15 protein-coding genes are annotated in these 15,493 nt (G+C 75.0%); 2 read left to right on the top strand and 13 right to left on the bottom strand.

The features are described 5' to 3' along the window. Positions 1–49: 49 nt before the first annotated feature. From ACIOHG_RS17245 to ACIOHG_RS17230, 4 genes are all read right to left on the bottom strand, one after another. Entirely contained in the window at positions 50–1,021 is a 972-nt protein-coding gene (locus ACIOHG_RS17245) for an aldo/keto reductase (protein WP_400950971.1), read from the bottom strand. Positions 1,022–1,149: 128 nt separating this feature from the next. Next, on the bottom strand, positions 1,150–1,938 hold the full coding sequence (locus ACIOHG_RS17240) for an ABC transporter permease (RefSeq protein ID WP_400950968.1): 789 nt from the start codon (positions 1,936–1,938) through the stop codon (positions 1,150–1,152). After that, positions 1,935–2,924 (bottom strand): ATP-binding cassette domain-containing protein, encoded by a 990-nt coding sequence (locus ACIOHG_RS17235; protein ID WP_400950966.1) that lies wholly within the window; start codon positions 2,922–2,924, stop codon positions 1,935–1,937. The genes ACIOHG_RS17240 and ACIOHG_RS17235 overlap by 4 nt, the downstream gene beginning before the upstream one ends. Before the next feature lie 148 nt (positions 2,925–3,072). Continuing rightward, a complete protein-coding gene (locus ACIOHG_RS17230; protein ID WP_400950962.1) occupies positions 3,073–3,963 on the bottom strand; it encodes a hypothetical protein in 891 nt (296 codons plus the stop codon). A gap of 168 nt (positions 3,964–4,131) precedes the next feature. Here ACIOHG_RS17230 and ACIOHG_RS17225 point away from each other — a divergent pair, with 168 nt between their 5' ends. Beyond that, entirely contained in the window at positions 4,132–4,878 is a 747-nt protein-coding gene (locus ACIOHG_RS17225; RefSeq protein WP_400950959.1) for a TetR/AcrR family transcriptional regulator, read from the top strand. A 7-nt stretch (positions 4,879–4,885) separates the two neighbouring features. Here the strand turns inward: ACIOHG_RS17225 and ACIOHG_RS17220 are convergent, their stop codons facing one another. The 4 genes from ACIOHG_RS17220 to def all read right to left on the bottom strand — a co-directional run bounded on the left by ACIOHG_RS17220 (position 4,886) and on the right by def (position 8,578). Next, positions 4,886–5,209, bottom strand: coding sequence for a ribosomal protein L7/L12 (locus tag ACIOHG_RS17220; RefSeq protein WP_400950957.1), 324 nt, complete (start codon positions 5,207–5,209; stop codon positions 4,886–4,888). A gap of 23 nt (positions 5,210–5,232) precedes the next feature. Beyond that, a complete protein-coding gene (locus ACIOHG_RS17215) occupies positions 5,233–6,702 on the bottom strand; it encodes an RsmB/NOP family class I SAM-dependent RNA methyltransferase (RefSeq protein WP_400950954.1) in 1,470 nt (489 codons plus the stop codon). A gap of 105 nt (positions 6,703–6,807) precedes the next feature. After that, positions 6,808–7,785 carry a methionyl-tRNA formyltransferase gene (fmt, locus tag ACIOHG_RS17210; protein ID WP_400950952.1) on the bottom strand — a complete coding sequence of 326 codons (978 nt, stop codon included), beginning with the start codon at positions 7,783–7,785 and terminating at the stop codon, positions 6,808–6,810. 241 nt (positions 7,786–8,026) lie between these two features. Beyond that, positions 8,027–8,578, bottom strand: a complete 552-nt coding sequence (gene def / locus ACIOHG_RS17205; protein WP_400950949.1) for a peptide deformylase — start codon at positions 8,576–8,578, stop codon at positions 8,027–8,029. 214 nt (positions 8,579–8,792) lie between these two features. On the opposite strand from def, the gene ACIOHG_RS17200 reads away from it, so the two are divergent. Further along, positions 8,793–9,311, top strand: coding sequence for a hypothetical protein (locus ACIOHG_RS17200; protein WP_400950947.1), 519 nt, complete (start codon positions 8,793–8,795; stop codon positions 9,309–9,311). Between the two features lie 130 nt (positions 9,312–9,441). Here the strand turns inward: ACIOHG_RS17200 and ACIOHG_RS17195 are convergent, their stop codons facing one another. The 5 genes from ACIOHG_RS17195 to gmk form a co-directional block, all read right to left on the bottom strand. Further along, positions 9,442–11,562 carry a primosomal protein N' gene (locus tag ACIOHG_RS17195; protein ID WP_400950946.1) on the bottom strand — a complete coding sequence of 707 codons (2,121 nt, stop codon included), beginning with the start codon at positions 11,560–11,562 and terminating at the stop codon, positions 9,442–9,444. 187 nt (positions 11,563–11,749) lie between these two features. Continuing rightward, positions 11,750–12,958: a methionine adenosyltransferase gene (gene metK / locus ACIOHG_RS17190; RefSeq protein WP_400950944.1), complete on the bottom strand. Its 1,209-nt coding sequence runs from the start codon at positions 12,956–12,958 to the stop codon at positions 11,750–11,752. Positions 12,959–13,200: 242 nt separating this feature from the next. Then, positions 13,201–14,427, bottom strand: coding sequence for a bifunctional phosphopantothenoylcysteine decarboxylase/phosphopantothenate--cysteine ligase CoaBC (gene coaBC, locus ACIOHG_RS17185; protein ID WP_400950941.1), 1,227 nt, complete (start codon positions 14,425–14,427; stop codon positions 13,201–13,203). A 144-nt stretch (positions 14,428–14,571) separates the two neighbouring features. Continuing rightward, positions 14,572–14,838 carry a DNA-directed RNA polymerase subunit omega gene (gene rpoZ / locus ACIOHG_RS17180; RefSeq protein ID WP_033258145.1) on the bottom strand — a complete coding sequence of 89 codons (267 nt, stop codon included), beginning with the start codon at positions 14,836–14,838 and terminating at the stop codon, positions 14,572–14,574. A 93-nt stretch (positions 14,839–14,931) separates the two neighbouring features. Next, positions 14,932–15,489 carry a guanylate kinase gene (gene gmk / locus ACIOHG_RS17175; RefSeq protein WP_400950939.1) on the bottom strand — a complete coding sequence of 186 codons (558 nt, stop codon included), beginning with the start codon at positions 15,487–15,489 and terminating at the stop codon, positions 14,932–14,934. Positions 15,490–15,493: the final 4 nt, after the last annotated feature.

The raw sequence follows: 15,493 nt of genomic DNA, 5'->3' as shown, positions 1-15,493 counted from the left end.
CGCCCGGAGGGCCGACCGGTCCGACGACCGGCCGACCCTCCGGCCCGTCTCACCAGGCGTAGTCCTCCGGCGCGGTGCGGTGGCCGGGGAAGATCCCGTCCAGCCGCTCCAGCGTCTTCGCGTCCAGCTCGACGTCCAACGACCGCACGGCCGCGTCGAGTTGCTCGCCCGTCCGGGGGCCGACGATCGGCGCGGTGACGGCGGGGCGGGTGCGCAGCCAGGCGAGCGCGACGTCGCCGGGCTCGTGGCCGATCTCCTCGCACAGGTCCTCGTAGGACTGGATCTGCTCGCGCCGCTCGTTCAGGGTGTCCAGCGAGCGGCCGGAGGCCCGGCGGACGCCCTCGCGCTCCTTGCGGAGCACGCCGCCGAGCAGGCCGCCGTGCAGCGGCGACCAGGGGATCAGGCCGAGGCCGTAGTGCTGGGCGGCCGGGACGACCTCCCGTTCGACGCCGCGCTCGATCAGGTTGTAGAGCGACTGCTCGCTGGTCAGGCCGAGGAAGTTGCGGGCCCGGGCGGTCTCCTGGGCCTGGGCGAGGTGCCAGCCGGCGAAGTTGGAGGAACCGACATAGATGATCTTGCCCTGCTGGGTGAGCACCTCCATCGCCTGCCAGATCTCCTCCCACGGCGTGCCCCGGTCGATGTGGTGCATCTGGTAGAGGTCGATGTGGTCGGTCTGCAGGCGGCGCAGGCTGGCGTCCACCGCGCGCCGGATGTTGAGCGCGGAGAGCTTGCCCTCGTTGGGCCAGTCGCCCATGTCGCCGTAGAGCTTGGTGGCGATCACGGTCTTCTCGCGCCGGCCGCCGCCCTGGGCGAACCAGTTGCCGATGATGGTCTCGGTGCGGCCCTTGTTCTCGCCCCAGCCGTAGACGTTGGCGGTGTCGAAGAAGTTGATGCCGTACCCGTGGGCGGCGTCCATGATCCGGTGCGCGTCGGCCTCTTCGGTGTGCACGCCGAAGTTCATGGTGCCCAGGCACAGGCGGGAGACGGACAGGCCGGTGCGGCCGAGGTGGGTGTACTCCATGCCCCCACCCTCCGCCGCTCCGGCCCCGATGTCCAGCACCCGCCGGACCGGGGAGCTCGCCCGTCCCGCGAAACCCGGCCCGGCGGGCAGTACTTGAGGTGCCGTCAACCCGTTCTCCGCAGCCCCGGTCAGCGGCCGGTGCGGGCGAAGGCGCGGACCGCGAGCGGCACGGCGAGCGCGAGCAGCAGCGCGGACCAGCCGAGCGCGGCGGCCACGGGGTGCTGCGCGGGCCAGGCGGAGCCGGGTGCGGACGGGTTGCCGAACAGGTGGCGGCAGGCTTCGACCACGGCGCTCACCGGGTTCCACTCGGCGAGCGCGGCCAGCCAGCCGGGCATCCCGCCGGTCGGCACGAAGGCGCTGGTGAGCATCCCGAACGGGATGGTGAGGACGCCGAGTTGACCGGCGGTCTCCTCCTTCCCGACGGCCAGGCCGAGCGCCAGGCCGACCCAGGAGCAGGCGAACCGGAACAGCAGTAGCAGGCCGAACGCGCCGAGCGCCGGGCCGAGGCCGTCGCGCACCCGCCAGCCCGCGGCCAGGCCGATCAGCGCGGTCGGCACCAGCACCACGGCGGCGACCAGCAGATCGGCCAGCGCCTGCCCGGCCAGCAGGCCGAACCGCGACACCGACATCGAGCGCAGGCGGTCGGTGACGCCCCGTCCGGCGTCCCGCGCGGCGCCGACCATCGCGGGCATCAGCGCGTTCAGCGCGACCAGGGCGAACAGGCCGGGCATCAGGAACTCCCGGTAGCCGCCCCCGCCGGGCACGTTCATCGCACTGCCGAACACGTAGCCGAACACCCCGACCATGGCGACCGGCACCAGCAGCGAGGCGGCCAGCAGCCCGGGCGAGTGCCGGTACACCAGCAGCACCCGCCGGGCCGAGGCGGCCGCGTCCACCGGAACCGTCCACCCGCTCATGCCGCACGCTCCACCGCGACCGTGCCCGCGACCGCGCCCGCATGGGCTCCGGTCAGCGCCAGGAACACGTCGTCCAGCGACGGGGTGCGCAGCGCGACGTCCAGGGCGACGACGCCCGCCGCGTCCAACTCCCGCACCAGGCGCGGCAGGGCGAGCGGCCGGGCCGGGTCGGAGACGGCGCTCAGCCGGAACTGCTCGGCGTCCACGGCGGGGTGGCCGCCGGTGAGCACGGCCAGGACGGCGCGGGCCCGCTCCAGTTCGGCGTCGGCGGCCCCGGTGGGCAGCGCGACCTCGACCAGGGTGCCGATCGCCGCCTTGAGCCGCTCCGGGGTGTCGTCGGCGACGGCCGTGCCCCGGTCCAGCACGGTGATCCGGTCGGCCAGCCGGTCGGCCTCGTCCAGGTACTGGGTGGTGAGCAGCACGGTGGTGCCCTGCGCGGCCAACTCCCGGACGGCGGACCAGATCTCCCGGCGGCTGCGCGGGTCGAGTCCGGTGGTCGGCTCGTCCAGGAACAGCACCCGGGGGCGGGTGATCAGGCTGGCCGCCAGGTCGAGCCGGCGCCGCATCCCGCCGGACCAGCCGCGCACCAGGCGGTCGGCGGCGTCCTCCAGCCGGAACTCCGCCAGCAGCTCGGCGGCCCGCGTCCGGGCCCGGGCCGCCCCCAAGCGGTGCAGCCGGCCGAGCAGTTCGAGGTTCTCCCGCCCGGTGACACCCTCCTCCACCGCCGCGTACTGCCCGGCCAGCCCGATCAGCCGCCGCACCGCACCGGCCTCCTTCACCACGTCCCGCCCCCCGACCCGGGCCTCCCCCCGGTCCGGCCGCACCAGCGTGGCGAGCACCCGCACCAGCGTGGTCTTCCCCGCCCCGTTCGGACCGAGCAGCCCGCAGACCGCCCCTTCGGGAACGTCGAGATCGAGTCCGTCCAGCGCCCGGGTGGCGCCGAAACTCTTGCCCAGGCCGCGTACGGCAATGACCGGGTCGCTCATGGCAGGCCCTCTCTGAGTACATCGTACGTAGTTCTACCACCATACTAGGTACGCCGTACGTAGAAAAGCCTGTCCGACCGCCGCTGCCCCGGAGAACGCAAAAGCTCCCGGGCGTACGCACTCCCGGGAGCCCCGAATCACCGAACCGTCAGCCGTCCGCCCCGCCCGCACCCGCCTTCGTCCCGCCGTAGTAGCCCCAGGCCGCCCGGGTCCGCATCGGACCGGTGCCGCACGCCTCGACGTGCCCGAGCAGGGCCGACCGCAGCGGCTCGGGCAGCCCCTTGCCCTGTGCGCGGGTCCACGGCAGGGTGCAGAACAGCTCGGCGGCACCGTCCAGGTGCTCCGGCCCGGGCGGGCGGACGGTGAGCGCGGCGAGCACCGACTCCGGTTCCTCGGCGAGGAGTTGCTCCCCGATCGCCAGGTCGTACCACCGCTGCCCGCCGGTCTCCTCCCGCGCCGCGAGGCCGTACCAGGCCAGCAGCGCCCGGATCCGCTCGTCGCGGTCCGGCCAGTGCCACCGGGCCAGCCCCGCGAGACCGATCCGGGCCTGCCGCTGCTGCTCCGACCACGCCGACAGGTCGTCCTCCGACTCCCGGGCGACCTCGGCCGCCGCCGCGGCCAACTCGGGCGGGGCCGCCGCCAGCCAGCGCCGCCTGCGCAGCTCCCCGCGCGCCTGCTCGGCCGCCAACTCCTCCCGGACCCGCTGCGGGCCGGTCAACCCGCGCGCGGCGAGCCAGGCGTCGAGCGCGGCACCGTCCAGCAACTCGGCGTCGCAGTCGCCCGCCCCGCCGAGCGCCGACCCGTGGTGCAGGGTCCACCGCGCGAACTCCCCGCCGTCGGCCCCGTACAGGAGGACCGTCGGCCACCCGGGACACCGGCAACTGTCCCCCGTCCCGCCGTCCACCACCGCCAACAGCCCGGCCAGCTCGACGATCCCGTCACCCGTCAGCTCCAGCCGGTCCGCCCCCGGATCGTCCGCCCCGGACGGAACCGCCGCCACGACCACCACCCGCGCCGCCCGCCCCAGCTCCTGCCGCACCCGCGCCGTACTCGGCCGCCCCGTACCCCGCCTGCCCATCCGCGCCCCCGTTCCCTCGACTCAGCGATCCGCGATCCGCGATCCGCGATCCGCGATCCGCGCACAGTACCGCCCGCCCTGCGGCGCGCCCACCAGCGCCTAGACTGGGCCGCGAGAGGTGAGCGAGCGATGCCGTCCGACGAGGAACCCGAGCTGATCTGGCTGCGCCCGGAGCACTCCGGGCGGGGGCCGCGACCGGCGCACAGCCGGACGTCGATCGCGCGGGCGGCGGTGACGATCGCGGACGCCGAGGGCCTGGAAGCCGTGACGATGCGCCGGATCGCGGCCGAACTCGGCGCGGGCACCATGTCGTTGTACAACTACGTGCCCAAGAAGGAGCACCTGTTCGACCTGATGACCGACCTGCTGGCCGGCGAGTACGAACTCCCGGAGCAACCGGCCGGTGACTGGCGGGCCGATCTCACCACGCTGGCCCACCAGTTGCGGGCGATCCTGACCCGGCACCCGTGGGCGACCGCCGTGGTCACCCGCCGCCCCGGCCTCGGGCCGAACGGGCTGCGGGTCACCGAGTTCTTCCTCGCGGCCCTGGCCGACACCCCGCTCGACGGCTCGGCCAAGATGGAAGCCTTCTCCCAACTCAACGGCTACGTCTGCCAGTTCACCGACTGGCAGCAGCGCTCGGCGGACGCCGGCACCCGCTGGCTGGCCGACATGGTCCGCCACCTCCAGGCCGCCACCGCCACCGGCCGGTACCCGCACCTTGCCGAAGCCCTGGCACAGAGCGCCGCCCCGCCCGACCCGGACGCCGCCTTCGAACGCGGCCTGCAACGCCTCATCACGGCCCTCCTCGCAGCGGATCGCAGCGAACCGAGCGAACCGAGCAGACCGAACGGACCGAACGGAACAGCGGACTGACGCACCGTCAGGACGACGCGGGGCACGGCCGCCCGAAGAACCACTTCTGCTCCGCGCACGGCCCCGGGTCCACCGGCACCCCGGGGTCCACCGCCCGCGCGCACCAGCCGCACCGCAGCCCGGCCACCGCCCCGGCCGCCCGCAACTCGGCCACCACCTGCCGGGCCGCACCGAACGGCCAGGTCCCCGGCAGCTCGGCCGGCAGCTCCGCGAGCCACCGGCCCGCCTCCCAGACGCTGAGACCGGCCGCGGCCCGCACCGCCTTGGCCACCTCGATCCGGCGCTCCCCGACCGAGGCGACCAGCACCGCGAACTCCGGATCCTCCGACACCGGCCCCCGACTCCCCCGCGCCGTCAGGCAGTTCGGCGCAGCAGCGCCAGGTACATCGCGTCCGTGCCGTGCAGGTGCGGCCACAGCTGGACGTCCGGGCCCTCGCCGAGGTCGGGGACGCCGGGCAGCAGCGGGCGGGCGTCGATCCACTCCACGTCCGTGCGGTCGCGCAGCACGTCGTCGACCACGGCCCGGGTCTCCGCCAGGTGCGGCGAGCAGGTCGCGTAGCCGACCACACCGCCGACCCGGGCGGCGTCCAGCGCGGCGCGCAGCAGGTCCCGCTGGAGCGGCCCGAAGCCGGCGATGTCCTCGGGACGGCGGCGCCAGCGCGCCTCGGGACGGCGGCGCAGCGCGCCCAGGCCCGAGCACGGCACGTCGACCAGCACCCGGTCGAACGCGCCCCGCTCCCAGGCGCCCTGCGTGCCGTCGGCGGCGATCACCGCGTACGGGCCGGGGTTGCCGTTCAGCGCCCGGGCGACCAGCCGGGCCCGGTGCGGCTGCTTCTCGGAGGCGACCAGCGCCGCGCCGCGCTCCGCGGCGACCGCGGCGAGCAGGGCGGCCTTGCCGCCGGGGCCCGCGCAGCCGTCCAGCCAGAGCCGGTCGGGGCCGTCCAGCGGCGCGTTGGCGAGAGCGAGCGCGACCAGCTGGCTGCCCTCGTCCTGCACGCCGGCCCGGTTCTCCCGGACGGCGTCGACCTCGGCCGGGTCGCCGCCGTCGGTGAGCCGGAGCGCGAACGGCGACCAGCGGCCGTCCTCGACCTCGGGCAGCGCCTCCCGCAGCTCCGCGACCGAGGAACGGCCGGGGCGGGCCACCAGCGTCACCTCGGGGCGGGCGTTGTCGGCCTCCAACAGCCGCTCCAGCGCCTGCCGCCCGCTCGCCTCCGGCTGCCAGCGGCCGAGCGCGTCCCACAGCGAGGACACCACCCAGCGCGGGTGCGAGTGGACGACCGCCAGGTGGTCCTCGGCGTCGTCCTCGTACGGCGGGGCGACCTGCGCGACCCAGCCCTCCAGGTCCTGCGCACTGATCCTGCGCAGCACCGCGTTGACGAACTTGGCCCGGCCGTCACCGAGCACCACCCGGGCCAGCTCGACGGTCGCGGACACCGCGGCGTGACTGGGGATGCGGGTGCCGAGCAACTGGTGCGCGCCCAGCGACAGCACGTCCAGCACCGGCGGGTCGACCTCGCGCAGCGGGCGGTCCACGCAGGCGGCGATCACCGCGTCGTAGGTGCCCTGGCCGCGCAGCGTGCCGTACACCAGCTCGGTCGCCAGCGCCGCGTCCCGCCGGTCCATGCCCTTGCGCTCGGCCTCGCGCAGCAGCGACGGCAGGATCAGGTTGGCGTACGCGTCGCGCTCGTCGACGGCCCGCAGCGCGCGGAACGCGACGATCCGGGCCGGGTCCTTCTTCGGACGGCGGTGCGGCCGGGGGGCGCGCTTCGCGCCGGCGGAGGTGCTCGCGGGGGTGCTCGCGGAACTGCTCGCGGGGGTGCTCACAACGGTGCCTCGAAACCAAAGGTGCTGCGGATCAGGTCCGGCCCACCGAGGGGCCTCGCCCCAAGTCTAGGCCGAACCCGCCGCCCACCCCCTCCACCGGGCCGCTCAGCCCTCGCCGCCCCCGGAACGCTCACCGGCCCCGGAGCCCTCGCCGACCTCGAAGCGCTCCCCGGACTCGATCCGGACGCCGCGCGCCCAGTCCGCGGCCGCCATCGCCTTCTTGCCTTGCGGCCGGACCTCGCCCAGCTCCACCGCGTGGCTACCGGTGCCGACCCGGACGCTGTTCTTGGCGACCGCCAGCTCGCCCGGCGCCAGGCCGGTCTCGTCCGGCAGCAGGCGGACGGGGCCGGTCACCTTGAGCCGCTCGCCGCGGAACCAGGTCCACGCGCCGGGCGCAGGCGCGCAGCCGCGCACCACCCGGTCGACCCGCAGCGCGGGGTGGGTCCACTCGATCCGGGCGTCCTCGACGGTGATCTTCGGCGCCAGCGAGACCCCGTCCAGCGGCTGCGGCTCCGGCCGGGCCTGCCCGGTCTCGATCGCGTCCATGGTGCGCACCAGCAGTTCGGCGCCCGCGTGCGACAGCCGGGTCAGCAGCTCGCCGCTGGTGTCGGTGGGCTTGACCAGCTCGGTGAGGACGCCGAACACCGGGCCGGAGTCCAGGCCCTGCTCGATCAGGAAGGTCGACGCGCCGGTCACCTCGTCGCCCGCCATCACGGCGTGCTGGACGGGCGCGGCGCCGCGCCACGCGGGCAGCAGCGAGAAGTGCAGGTTCACCCAGCCGTGCACCGGGATCTCCAGCGCGCCGGGCCGGATCAGCGCCCCGTACGCCACCACGGGGCAGCAGTCGGGGGCGAGTTCGGCCAGCCGCGCCATGAACTCCGGCTCGCTCGGCCGGGCCGGCTTCAGCACCTCGATGCCGGCCTCCTCGGCGCGCTGCGCGACGGGGCTGGCCACCAGCTTGCGCCCGCGCCCGGCCGGCGCGTCGGGGCGGGTCACCACGGCGACCACCTCGTGCTGGGAGGCCAGCAGGGCGTCCAGGGCGGGAACGGCGACCTCGGGGGTGCCGGCGAAGACGAGGCGCACGGGGCAGGGCCTTTCGTGAAGTCCAACAGGACCGAACGGACAGAACATCCGACGAGCGGAACATCGGACGGGCAGAACATCCGACGAGCGAAAGATCGGACGAGCGGAACGGGCGGAACAGACGGAACAGGCGGAACAGCAGAACATCGGATTGCCCGAAAACGATGATCGGAGAGTCAGTCCCTCCGGCAATCACCTCTCCGGACAATCCGAGCGGGCGGACGGTCGGAACGACGGATCGTCAGCGGATCGGCCCGAAGGTGGAAGTGGAATGCGGCGAGATCCGCACCGTCGGCGCCGGGCCGCCGCCCCAGTCGCTCTCCCGGATCGCCTTCATCGCCGCTTTCCGGGTCTCCCGGTCGAGCCGGTCGATGAAGATGATCCCGTCCAGGTGGTCGGTCTCGTGCTGGATGCACCGGGCGAGCAGCTGAGTGCCCTCCACCGTCACCGGGTCGCCGTGCATGTTGAAGCCCTTCGCCACCACGCCGTGGGCCCGCTTGGTGTCGAACCGCAGGCCGGGCAGCGACAGGCAGCCCTCGGGGCCGTCCTGCTCCTCCTCGCTGAGCGACAGGTCCGGATTGATCAGGTGGCCGACCTCGCCGTCCACGTGGTAGGTGAAGACCCGCAGCGAAATGCCCAGTTGGGGCGCCGCGAGGCCCGCGCCGGGGGCGTTCAGCATGGTGTCGGTCAGGTCCTTCACCAGCCTCCGCAGCTCCTTGTCGAAGGTGGTCACCGGCTTCGCGGTCGCCCGCAGGACCGGATCGCCGAAGATCCGGATCGGCTGAACTGCCAAGACTGCGACTCCCTGTGTGCCGGAACGGAACGGAAACGACGGCTCCCGGGGAAGTCTATGCAATCCCCGCCGCCCGGTCGGAGCGACCACTGGCATATCCCGAGTCCCACTCCGCGCGTGACCCAACGACCCCCCGTGCGTTGGTCAATGGGAATTGACCGGGACGCGCGAGCGCCCCGAGCACGCGACCCGACCGAGAGGTGGCAACGAGGCCATGGCCGAGCAGATCAACCACGACGCCCGGGCCCGGGCGTCCCTGCACCTGCTGGTGCGGGACATCGAGCGGGTCCGCCGCCAGGTCGACGCCCTGCGCACGCTCACCGCCCAGCTGGGCAACGTCTACCGCCCGCGCCGCCCCAGCACCTCCGCCGGCTTCGTGGTCTACGGACGCGCCCCCGCCCCGACCGTCCGCCTGGCCCAGGAACTGCGCGAGAGCGTCGAGACCCTGGTCGCCGCCGCCGTCGAGTTCGACCGCGCCCTCGGCTTCTCCTGGGACTCCGTCGGCTCGGCCCTGGGCGTCACCAAGCAGGCCGTGCACCGCCGTTACGGCATGCGCCGCCCGGCCGGCGAACTCCTCCCCGCCCCGCGCGAGACCGAGGCCGAGGCCGAGACCCCGGCCGCCGCCCCCGGACACGCCCCGGCCGTCCCGTCCCTCCCCGCCCTCCCGGCCGGCCGGCCGCCGATCCCGCAGGCCCGCCAGGCGAGCCCGCTCGTCCCGCAGCGCACCCGCTGACCCCACCGCACTCCACCCCGCTCCACCCCACTCCACCCCGGCCGGATCGCGGCGCAGCCTGCCCCGCGATCCCGCCGCAATCCCGCCGCACCCCCGCGCAGCAGAACGCCCGACGCGGCAGCCGCGCCCCTCACCCGATGTCCGGCGGATCGACCCTGATCCGCACCGTCTCCGCCCCGCGCAGCGCCAACCGCGCGATCTGCGCACTCTTCAGCGCGGCGGCCAGCGCCGCCCCCTGCCCCGGCGCGACCCGCACCAGCGCACGCTCCCCACTCTCCCCCTGCACGCCCCCGGCCCCGCCACCGGCAGCAGCACCCGCGGCGCCCCCCGCAGCAGGCACCAACGGCACCGGCCCCAGCACGTCCGCCCCCGCCGGGAGCCGCAGCAGCCCCAGCAGGTCGGCGACCGCCCGCGCCGGGCCCGTCACCGAGGCCATCCGGGAGACCGGCGGGAAGCGCAGTTCCTCCCGCTCGTCCAGCTCCGCGGCCGCGTGCCCGGCCGGGTCCCAGCGGACCAGCGCCTGCACCGCCCGCGCGGAAGCCTCCGCGACCACCACCACCGTGCCGCCCTCGTCCGCGGGCCGGACCAGCGAGGCGGCGGTCAGCCAGCGCCGGACGGCCTCCTCGCCGGCCCGCAGGTCGGGCCGGTTGAGCAGCGCCCAGCCGTCCAGCAGCAGCGCCGCCGCGTAGCCGGGGCCCTCGGCGACGGGCTCCGCGCCCGGCGTGGCCAGCACCAGCGCGGGCGCGGCCGGCACCGTCGCCAGCACCGCGTCCCGCCCGGAGGTCCGCACCGGGACCCGCGGGAACGCCTTGCCGAGCTCCTCCGCCGTCCGCCGCACGCCCACCACCGCGGCCCGCAGCCGGAACGACCCGCACTCGGCGCAGTGCCAGTCGTGCTCCTCCGTCCCGCACCAGGCGCAGCGCAGCGCGGCGTCCGCCGCCGGGGACTCCAGCGGCCCGCCGCAGGCCCGGCAGCGCGCCGTCTCCCGGCAGCGCCCGCAGACCAGCCGGGGCGCGTAGCCCCGCCGCGGCACCTGGACCAGCACCGGCCCGCGGGCCAGCGCGTCCCGGGCGGTCTCCCAGGCCACCGTGGGCAGCCGGGCGGCCTGCGCGGCGCCGTCCCGGGCCTGGTCGTAGTCGGTGACGGTGCGCACCCGGGGCGCGGTCCGCCGGACGGTCTCCCGGGGGGCGGCCAGCGGGCGGGCCCAGCCGGAGCGCAGCAGCTGCGCGGCCTCCACCGTGGTCGAGACGCCGCCGAGCAGCATCCCGGCGCCCTCCTCGGCGGCCCGCAGCAGCGCCACCTCCCGGACGTGCGGGTAGGGGGCGTTCGGGTCGCTGTGGCTGTTGTCGCCGTCCGACCAGACCACCAGCAGGCCGAGGTCGCGGACGGGGGCGAACACGGCGGCCCGGGTGCCGATCGCGGCGTGCACCGAGCCCCGGCTGACGGACAGCCAGCGGCGGTAGCGCTCCTGCGGCCCGGCCTCGGCGGCCAGCACCACGTGCCGCCCGGCGCCCAGCACCTCCCGCAGCGCCGCGTCGACCCGGGCCACCGCCCGGCCGTCCGGCAGCACCACCAGCGCGCCGCGCCCGGCGGCCAGCGTCGCGGCGACGGCCCGGGCGATCTCGGCCGGCCACCCGGGGCCGGGCAGCGCCGTCCACACGGCGCGCGGCGCGTGTCCGCCCGCCAGCGAGGCCAGGAACTCCGGCCCGTGCGCGTACCGCTCCCAGCTGCCCGGGGCGGGCGGCCCGGCCGGCGGCGGCAGCGGGCGCGGCGAGGGCTCGGCCTCGGCGCCCGCGTGCCGCGGCGGGACGGCCAGTTGCAGCACGTCGGCGAGGGTGCCCGCGTACCGGTCGGCGACGGCCCGGCACAGCCGCAGCAGCCGGGGCGTCAGCACCACCTCGGGCGACAGCACCCGGGCCAGCGGCGCGAGCGGGCCCGCGTAGTCGGAGTCGTCCCGCCGCTCGACGACGAAGCCGTCGTGCAGGGTGCCGCCCTCGCGCCGCCCGTGCGCGCCGACCCGGCCGCCGAACCGGACCCGGACCCGGACGCCGGGGCGGGCGTCGGCGGACATCGCCTCGGGGACGGCGTAGTCGAAGTACTGGTCCAGGCTCAGCACGCCCTTGTCGACCAACACCCGTGCCACCGGCTGCCGTTCGGCCAGCACCACCCCACGGGCGGCCTTCGGCCGGGCCCGGCGCACCGTCTCCCGGATGAACGCCAACTGCTCCCCGGGACCGTCCGCGCTGCTCACGCCCCCAACCTAGCCGACCGGACCGACAGAACCCCGAAACCGCCCACCGCGAAGCCGCCTCGAACAACGCAGCCGCCCGCTGCGAAGCCGCCTCGAACGATGTCCCCCGCGCGAAGCCGCCGCGAACGACGCAGCCGCCCGCCGAAGGGAGACCCCTCGACGGGCGGCAACGGCACCGCAGGAACACTCAGCCCGCGACGGCGGCCTTCAGCGCCTCGACCCGGTCGGTGCGCTCCCAGGTGAAGTCCGGCAGCTCACGGCCGAAGTGGCCGTACGCGGCGGTCTGCTGGTAGATCGGACGCAGCAGGTCCAGGTCGCGGATGATCGCGGCCGGGCGCAGGTCGAAGACCTGGGTGACGGCTTCCTGGATCTTCAGGACCGGGACGGTCTCGGTGCCGAAGGTCTCGACGAACAGACCGACCGGCTCGGCCTTGCCGATCGCGTACGCGACCTGGACCTCGGCGCGGGTGGCCAGGCCCGCCGCGACGATGTTCTTGGCGACCCAGCGCATCGCGTACGCGGCGGAGCGGTCGACCTTGGACGGGTCCTTGCCGGAGAAGGCGCCGCCGCCGTGCCGGGCCATGCCGCCGTAGGTGTCGATGATGATCTTGCGACCGGTGAGGCCGGCGTCGCCCATCGGGCCGCCGATCTCGAAGCGCCCGGTCGGGTTGACCAGCAGGCGGTAGCCCTCGGTGACCAGCTTGATGCCGTCGGCCTCCAGGCGCTGCAGCTCCGGCTCGACCACGAACTCCCGGATGTCGGGGGTGAGCAGCGAGTCCAGGTCGATGTCGCTGGCGTGCTGGGAGGAGACCACCACGGTGTCGAGGCGCACGGCGCGGTCGCCGTCGTACTCGATGGTGACCTGGGTCTTGCCGTCGGGGCGCAGGTAGGGGATGGTCCCGTTCTTGCGGACCTCGGTGAGGCGGCGGGAGAGCCGGTGCGCGAGGGTGATCGGCAGCGGCATCAGCTCGGGGGTGTCGTCGCAGGCGTAGCCGAACATCAGGCCCTGGTCGCCGGCGCCCTGGCGGTCCAGCTCGTCGTCGTCGCCCTCGACCCGGTGCTCGTGGGCGGTGTCGACGCCCTGCGCGATGTCCGGCGACTGCGAGCCGATCGACACCGACACGCCGCAGGAGGCGCCGTCGAAGCCCTTCTTGGACGAGTCGTAGCCGATCTCCAGGATCTTCTCCCGAACCAGCTGGGCGATCGGGGCGTAGGCCTTGGTGGTGACCTCGCCGGCGATGTGCACCAGGCCGGTGGTGATCAGGGTCTCCACGGCGACGCGGGAGGTCGGGTCGTCCTTGAGGAGGGCGTCCAGGATGGTGTCGCTGATCTGGTCAGCGATCTTGTCGGGGTGGCCCTCGGTGACGGACTCCGAGGTGAACAGGCGGCGAGACACAGCGCTCCCTGGGGTTGCAGCGGCTGCTGACTGAATGCGCTCGGAAGTCCCGAGGCATCCGGAAAGACTTGACGTGAATTCCTGCTGTGGAGTGTAACGGTCGGCTACCGATCACGGGGACTCCCCGTACCGGTCGGACGTGTCCGGGAACGGGATTCCGGGTGTCCGCCGGGACCGGACCGCTGCCCGGCACCCGGCGGCGGCAGACCCAACTGCCCGGACACCCCGGGCCGTTGCCGGGCTCAGCGGTCGGCGCCGGCCCCGTCCCGGGGCAGCCGGGCGACGACCTGGTCCCAGACCGCGTCGGCCAGCGCCTCCTTCGGACCGTCCGCGATGTGGACCTCGGAGCCGTCGGCGCCGAGCAGGACGGCGCTGTTGGTGTCCTGGCCGAAGGCCTTGCCGTCGCCGACCTCGTTGACCACCAGCAGGTCGCAGCCCTTGCGGGCGAGCTTGGCCCGGCCGTGCGCGAGCACGTCGTCGGTCTCGGCGGCGAAGCCGACCACCAGTTGGCCGTCCCGGGCCCGGTCGGCGGAGATCTCGGCCAGCACGTCGGGGTTGCGGACCAGCGCGACCGGCGCGGGTTCGACCCCGTCCACCTTCTTGATCTTGCCGGTGGCGTACTCGGCGGGCCGGAAGTCGGCGACGGCGGCGGCCATCACCACGGCGTCGGCGTCGGCGGCGGCCTTCAGCACGGCGTCGCGCAGCTCCAGCGCGGTGCCGACCCGGACCACGTCGACGCCGGCCGGGTCGGGCAGCGCGGTGTTGGCGGCGACCAGGGTGACCCGGGCGCCGCGGGCGGCGGCGGTCGCGGCCAGCGCGTAGCCCTGCTTGCCGGAGGAGCGGTTGCCGAGGAAGCGCACCGGGTCGAGCGGTTCGCGGGTGCCGCCGGCCGACACCAGGACGTGACGGCCCGTCAGGTCGTGCTCCAGGCCGCCGCGGGCCAGCACCCGGCGGCAGGCGGCGAAGATCTCGCCGGGGTCGGGCAGCCGGCCCTTGCCGGTGTCGACGCCGGTGAGGCGGCCGACCGCGGGCTCGATCACCAGCGCGCCGCGCCGGCGCAGCGTGGCGACGTTCTCCTGGGTGGCGGGGTGCTCCCACATCTCGGTGTGCATGGCGGGGGCGAACACCACGGGGCAGCGGGCGGTCAGCAGGGTGTTGGTGAGCAGGTCGTCGGCGAGGCCGTGGGCGGCCTTGGCGAGCAGGTCGGCGGTGGCGGGGGCGACCACCACCAGGTCGGCCTGCTGCCCGATCCGCACGTGCGGGACCTCGTGCACCCGCTCCCAGGTCTCCACCGCCGCGGGCCGCCCGGACAGCGCCGCCCAGGTCGCCTCGCCGACGAAGTGCAGCGCGGCGGCGGTCGGCACCACCATCACCTGGTGCCCGGACTCGGTGAACCGGCGCAGCAGCTCGCAGGCCTTGTAGGCGGCGATCCCGCCGCTGACGCCGAGGACCACCCGGGGTGCGCTCATGACGGTCGACTCTCCTCACGACGGGGTTCGCGGCCCCACCTTACGGCCCGTCGGCGCGCGGCTGCGACGTGTCGCGGCGCACACGCACGAGGGCCCGCCCGGCACCGGAAAGGTGCTGGACGGGCCCTCGACGGAGCGTGGGGCTCAGACGCCCTCGACCGCCTCGGCGGTGAGCAGGCCGGCGTTGATCTCGCGGAGCGCGATCGACAGCGGCTTCTCGTGCACGTGGGTGTCGACCAGCGGGCCGACGTACTCCAGCAGGCCCTCGCCCAGCTGGGAGTAGTACGCGTTGATCTGGCGGGCGCGCTTGGCCGCGTAGATCACCAGGCTGTACTTGGAGTCGGTGGCCTCGAGCAGCTCGTCGATCGGCGGGTTGATGATGCCCTCGGGCGCGGTCATCGAAGAGGACACGCTGAACCTTCCGAAGTGGTTTGTCAGGACTCTCGCCCCAGGACTCTCGTCCCAGGACCCAGGTCCCGGACCGGCTGGGTGCAGCCGATCCGGTCAGGCTACACCGAGCAAGGCTAGCAGTTCGGCCGCCACCTGCTCGACGGAGGTGTTGACCAGCGTGGTGTCGAACTCCGACTCCGCCGCCAGCTCGACCTTCGCCGCGGCCAGCCGCTCGTCGATGACCTCCTGCGACTCGGTGCCGCGGCCGGTGAGCCGGCGGACCAGCTCCTCCCAGCTCGGCGGGGCCAGGAACACCAGCTGGGCCTCGGGCATCGACTCCTTGACCTGCCGGGCGCCCTGGAGGTCGATCTCCAGCAGCACCGGCTCGCCCTGGTCGAGCTTGTCGAGCACGGCCTGCCGGGGCGTCCCGTACCGGTTCCCGGCGAACACCGCCCACTCCAGCAGTTCGCCGTTGGCGACCAGCTTGTCGAACTGCTCGTGGTCGACGAAGTGGTACTGCACGCCGTCGCGCTCGCCCGGGCGCGGGTGGCGGGTCGTCGCCGACACCGACAGCCAGACCTCGGGGAACTGCTTCCTCATATGAGCGACGACCGTGCTCTTGCCGACCCCGGAGGGGCCGGAGAGCACGGTCAGCCGCGGACGCTCACTCATGCAC

Source organism: Kitasatospora sp. NPDC088134, assembly GCF_044741705.1.
Classification (GTDB): domain Bacteria; phylum Actinomycetota; class Actinomycetes; order Streptomycetales; family Streptomycetaceae; genus Kitasatospora.
The sequence above is the reverse complement of the archived record's forward strand: the minus strand, read 5'-3'. Positions and strand labels throughout refer to the sequence as shown.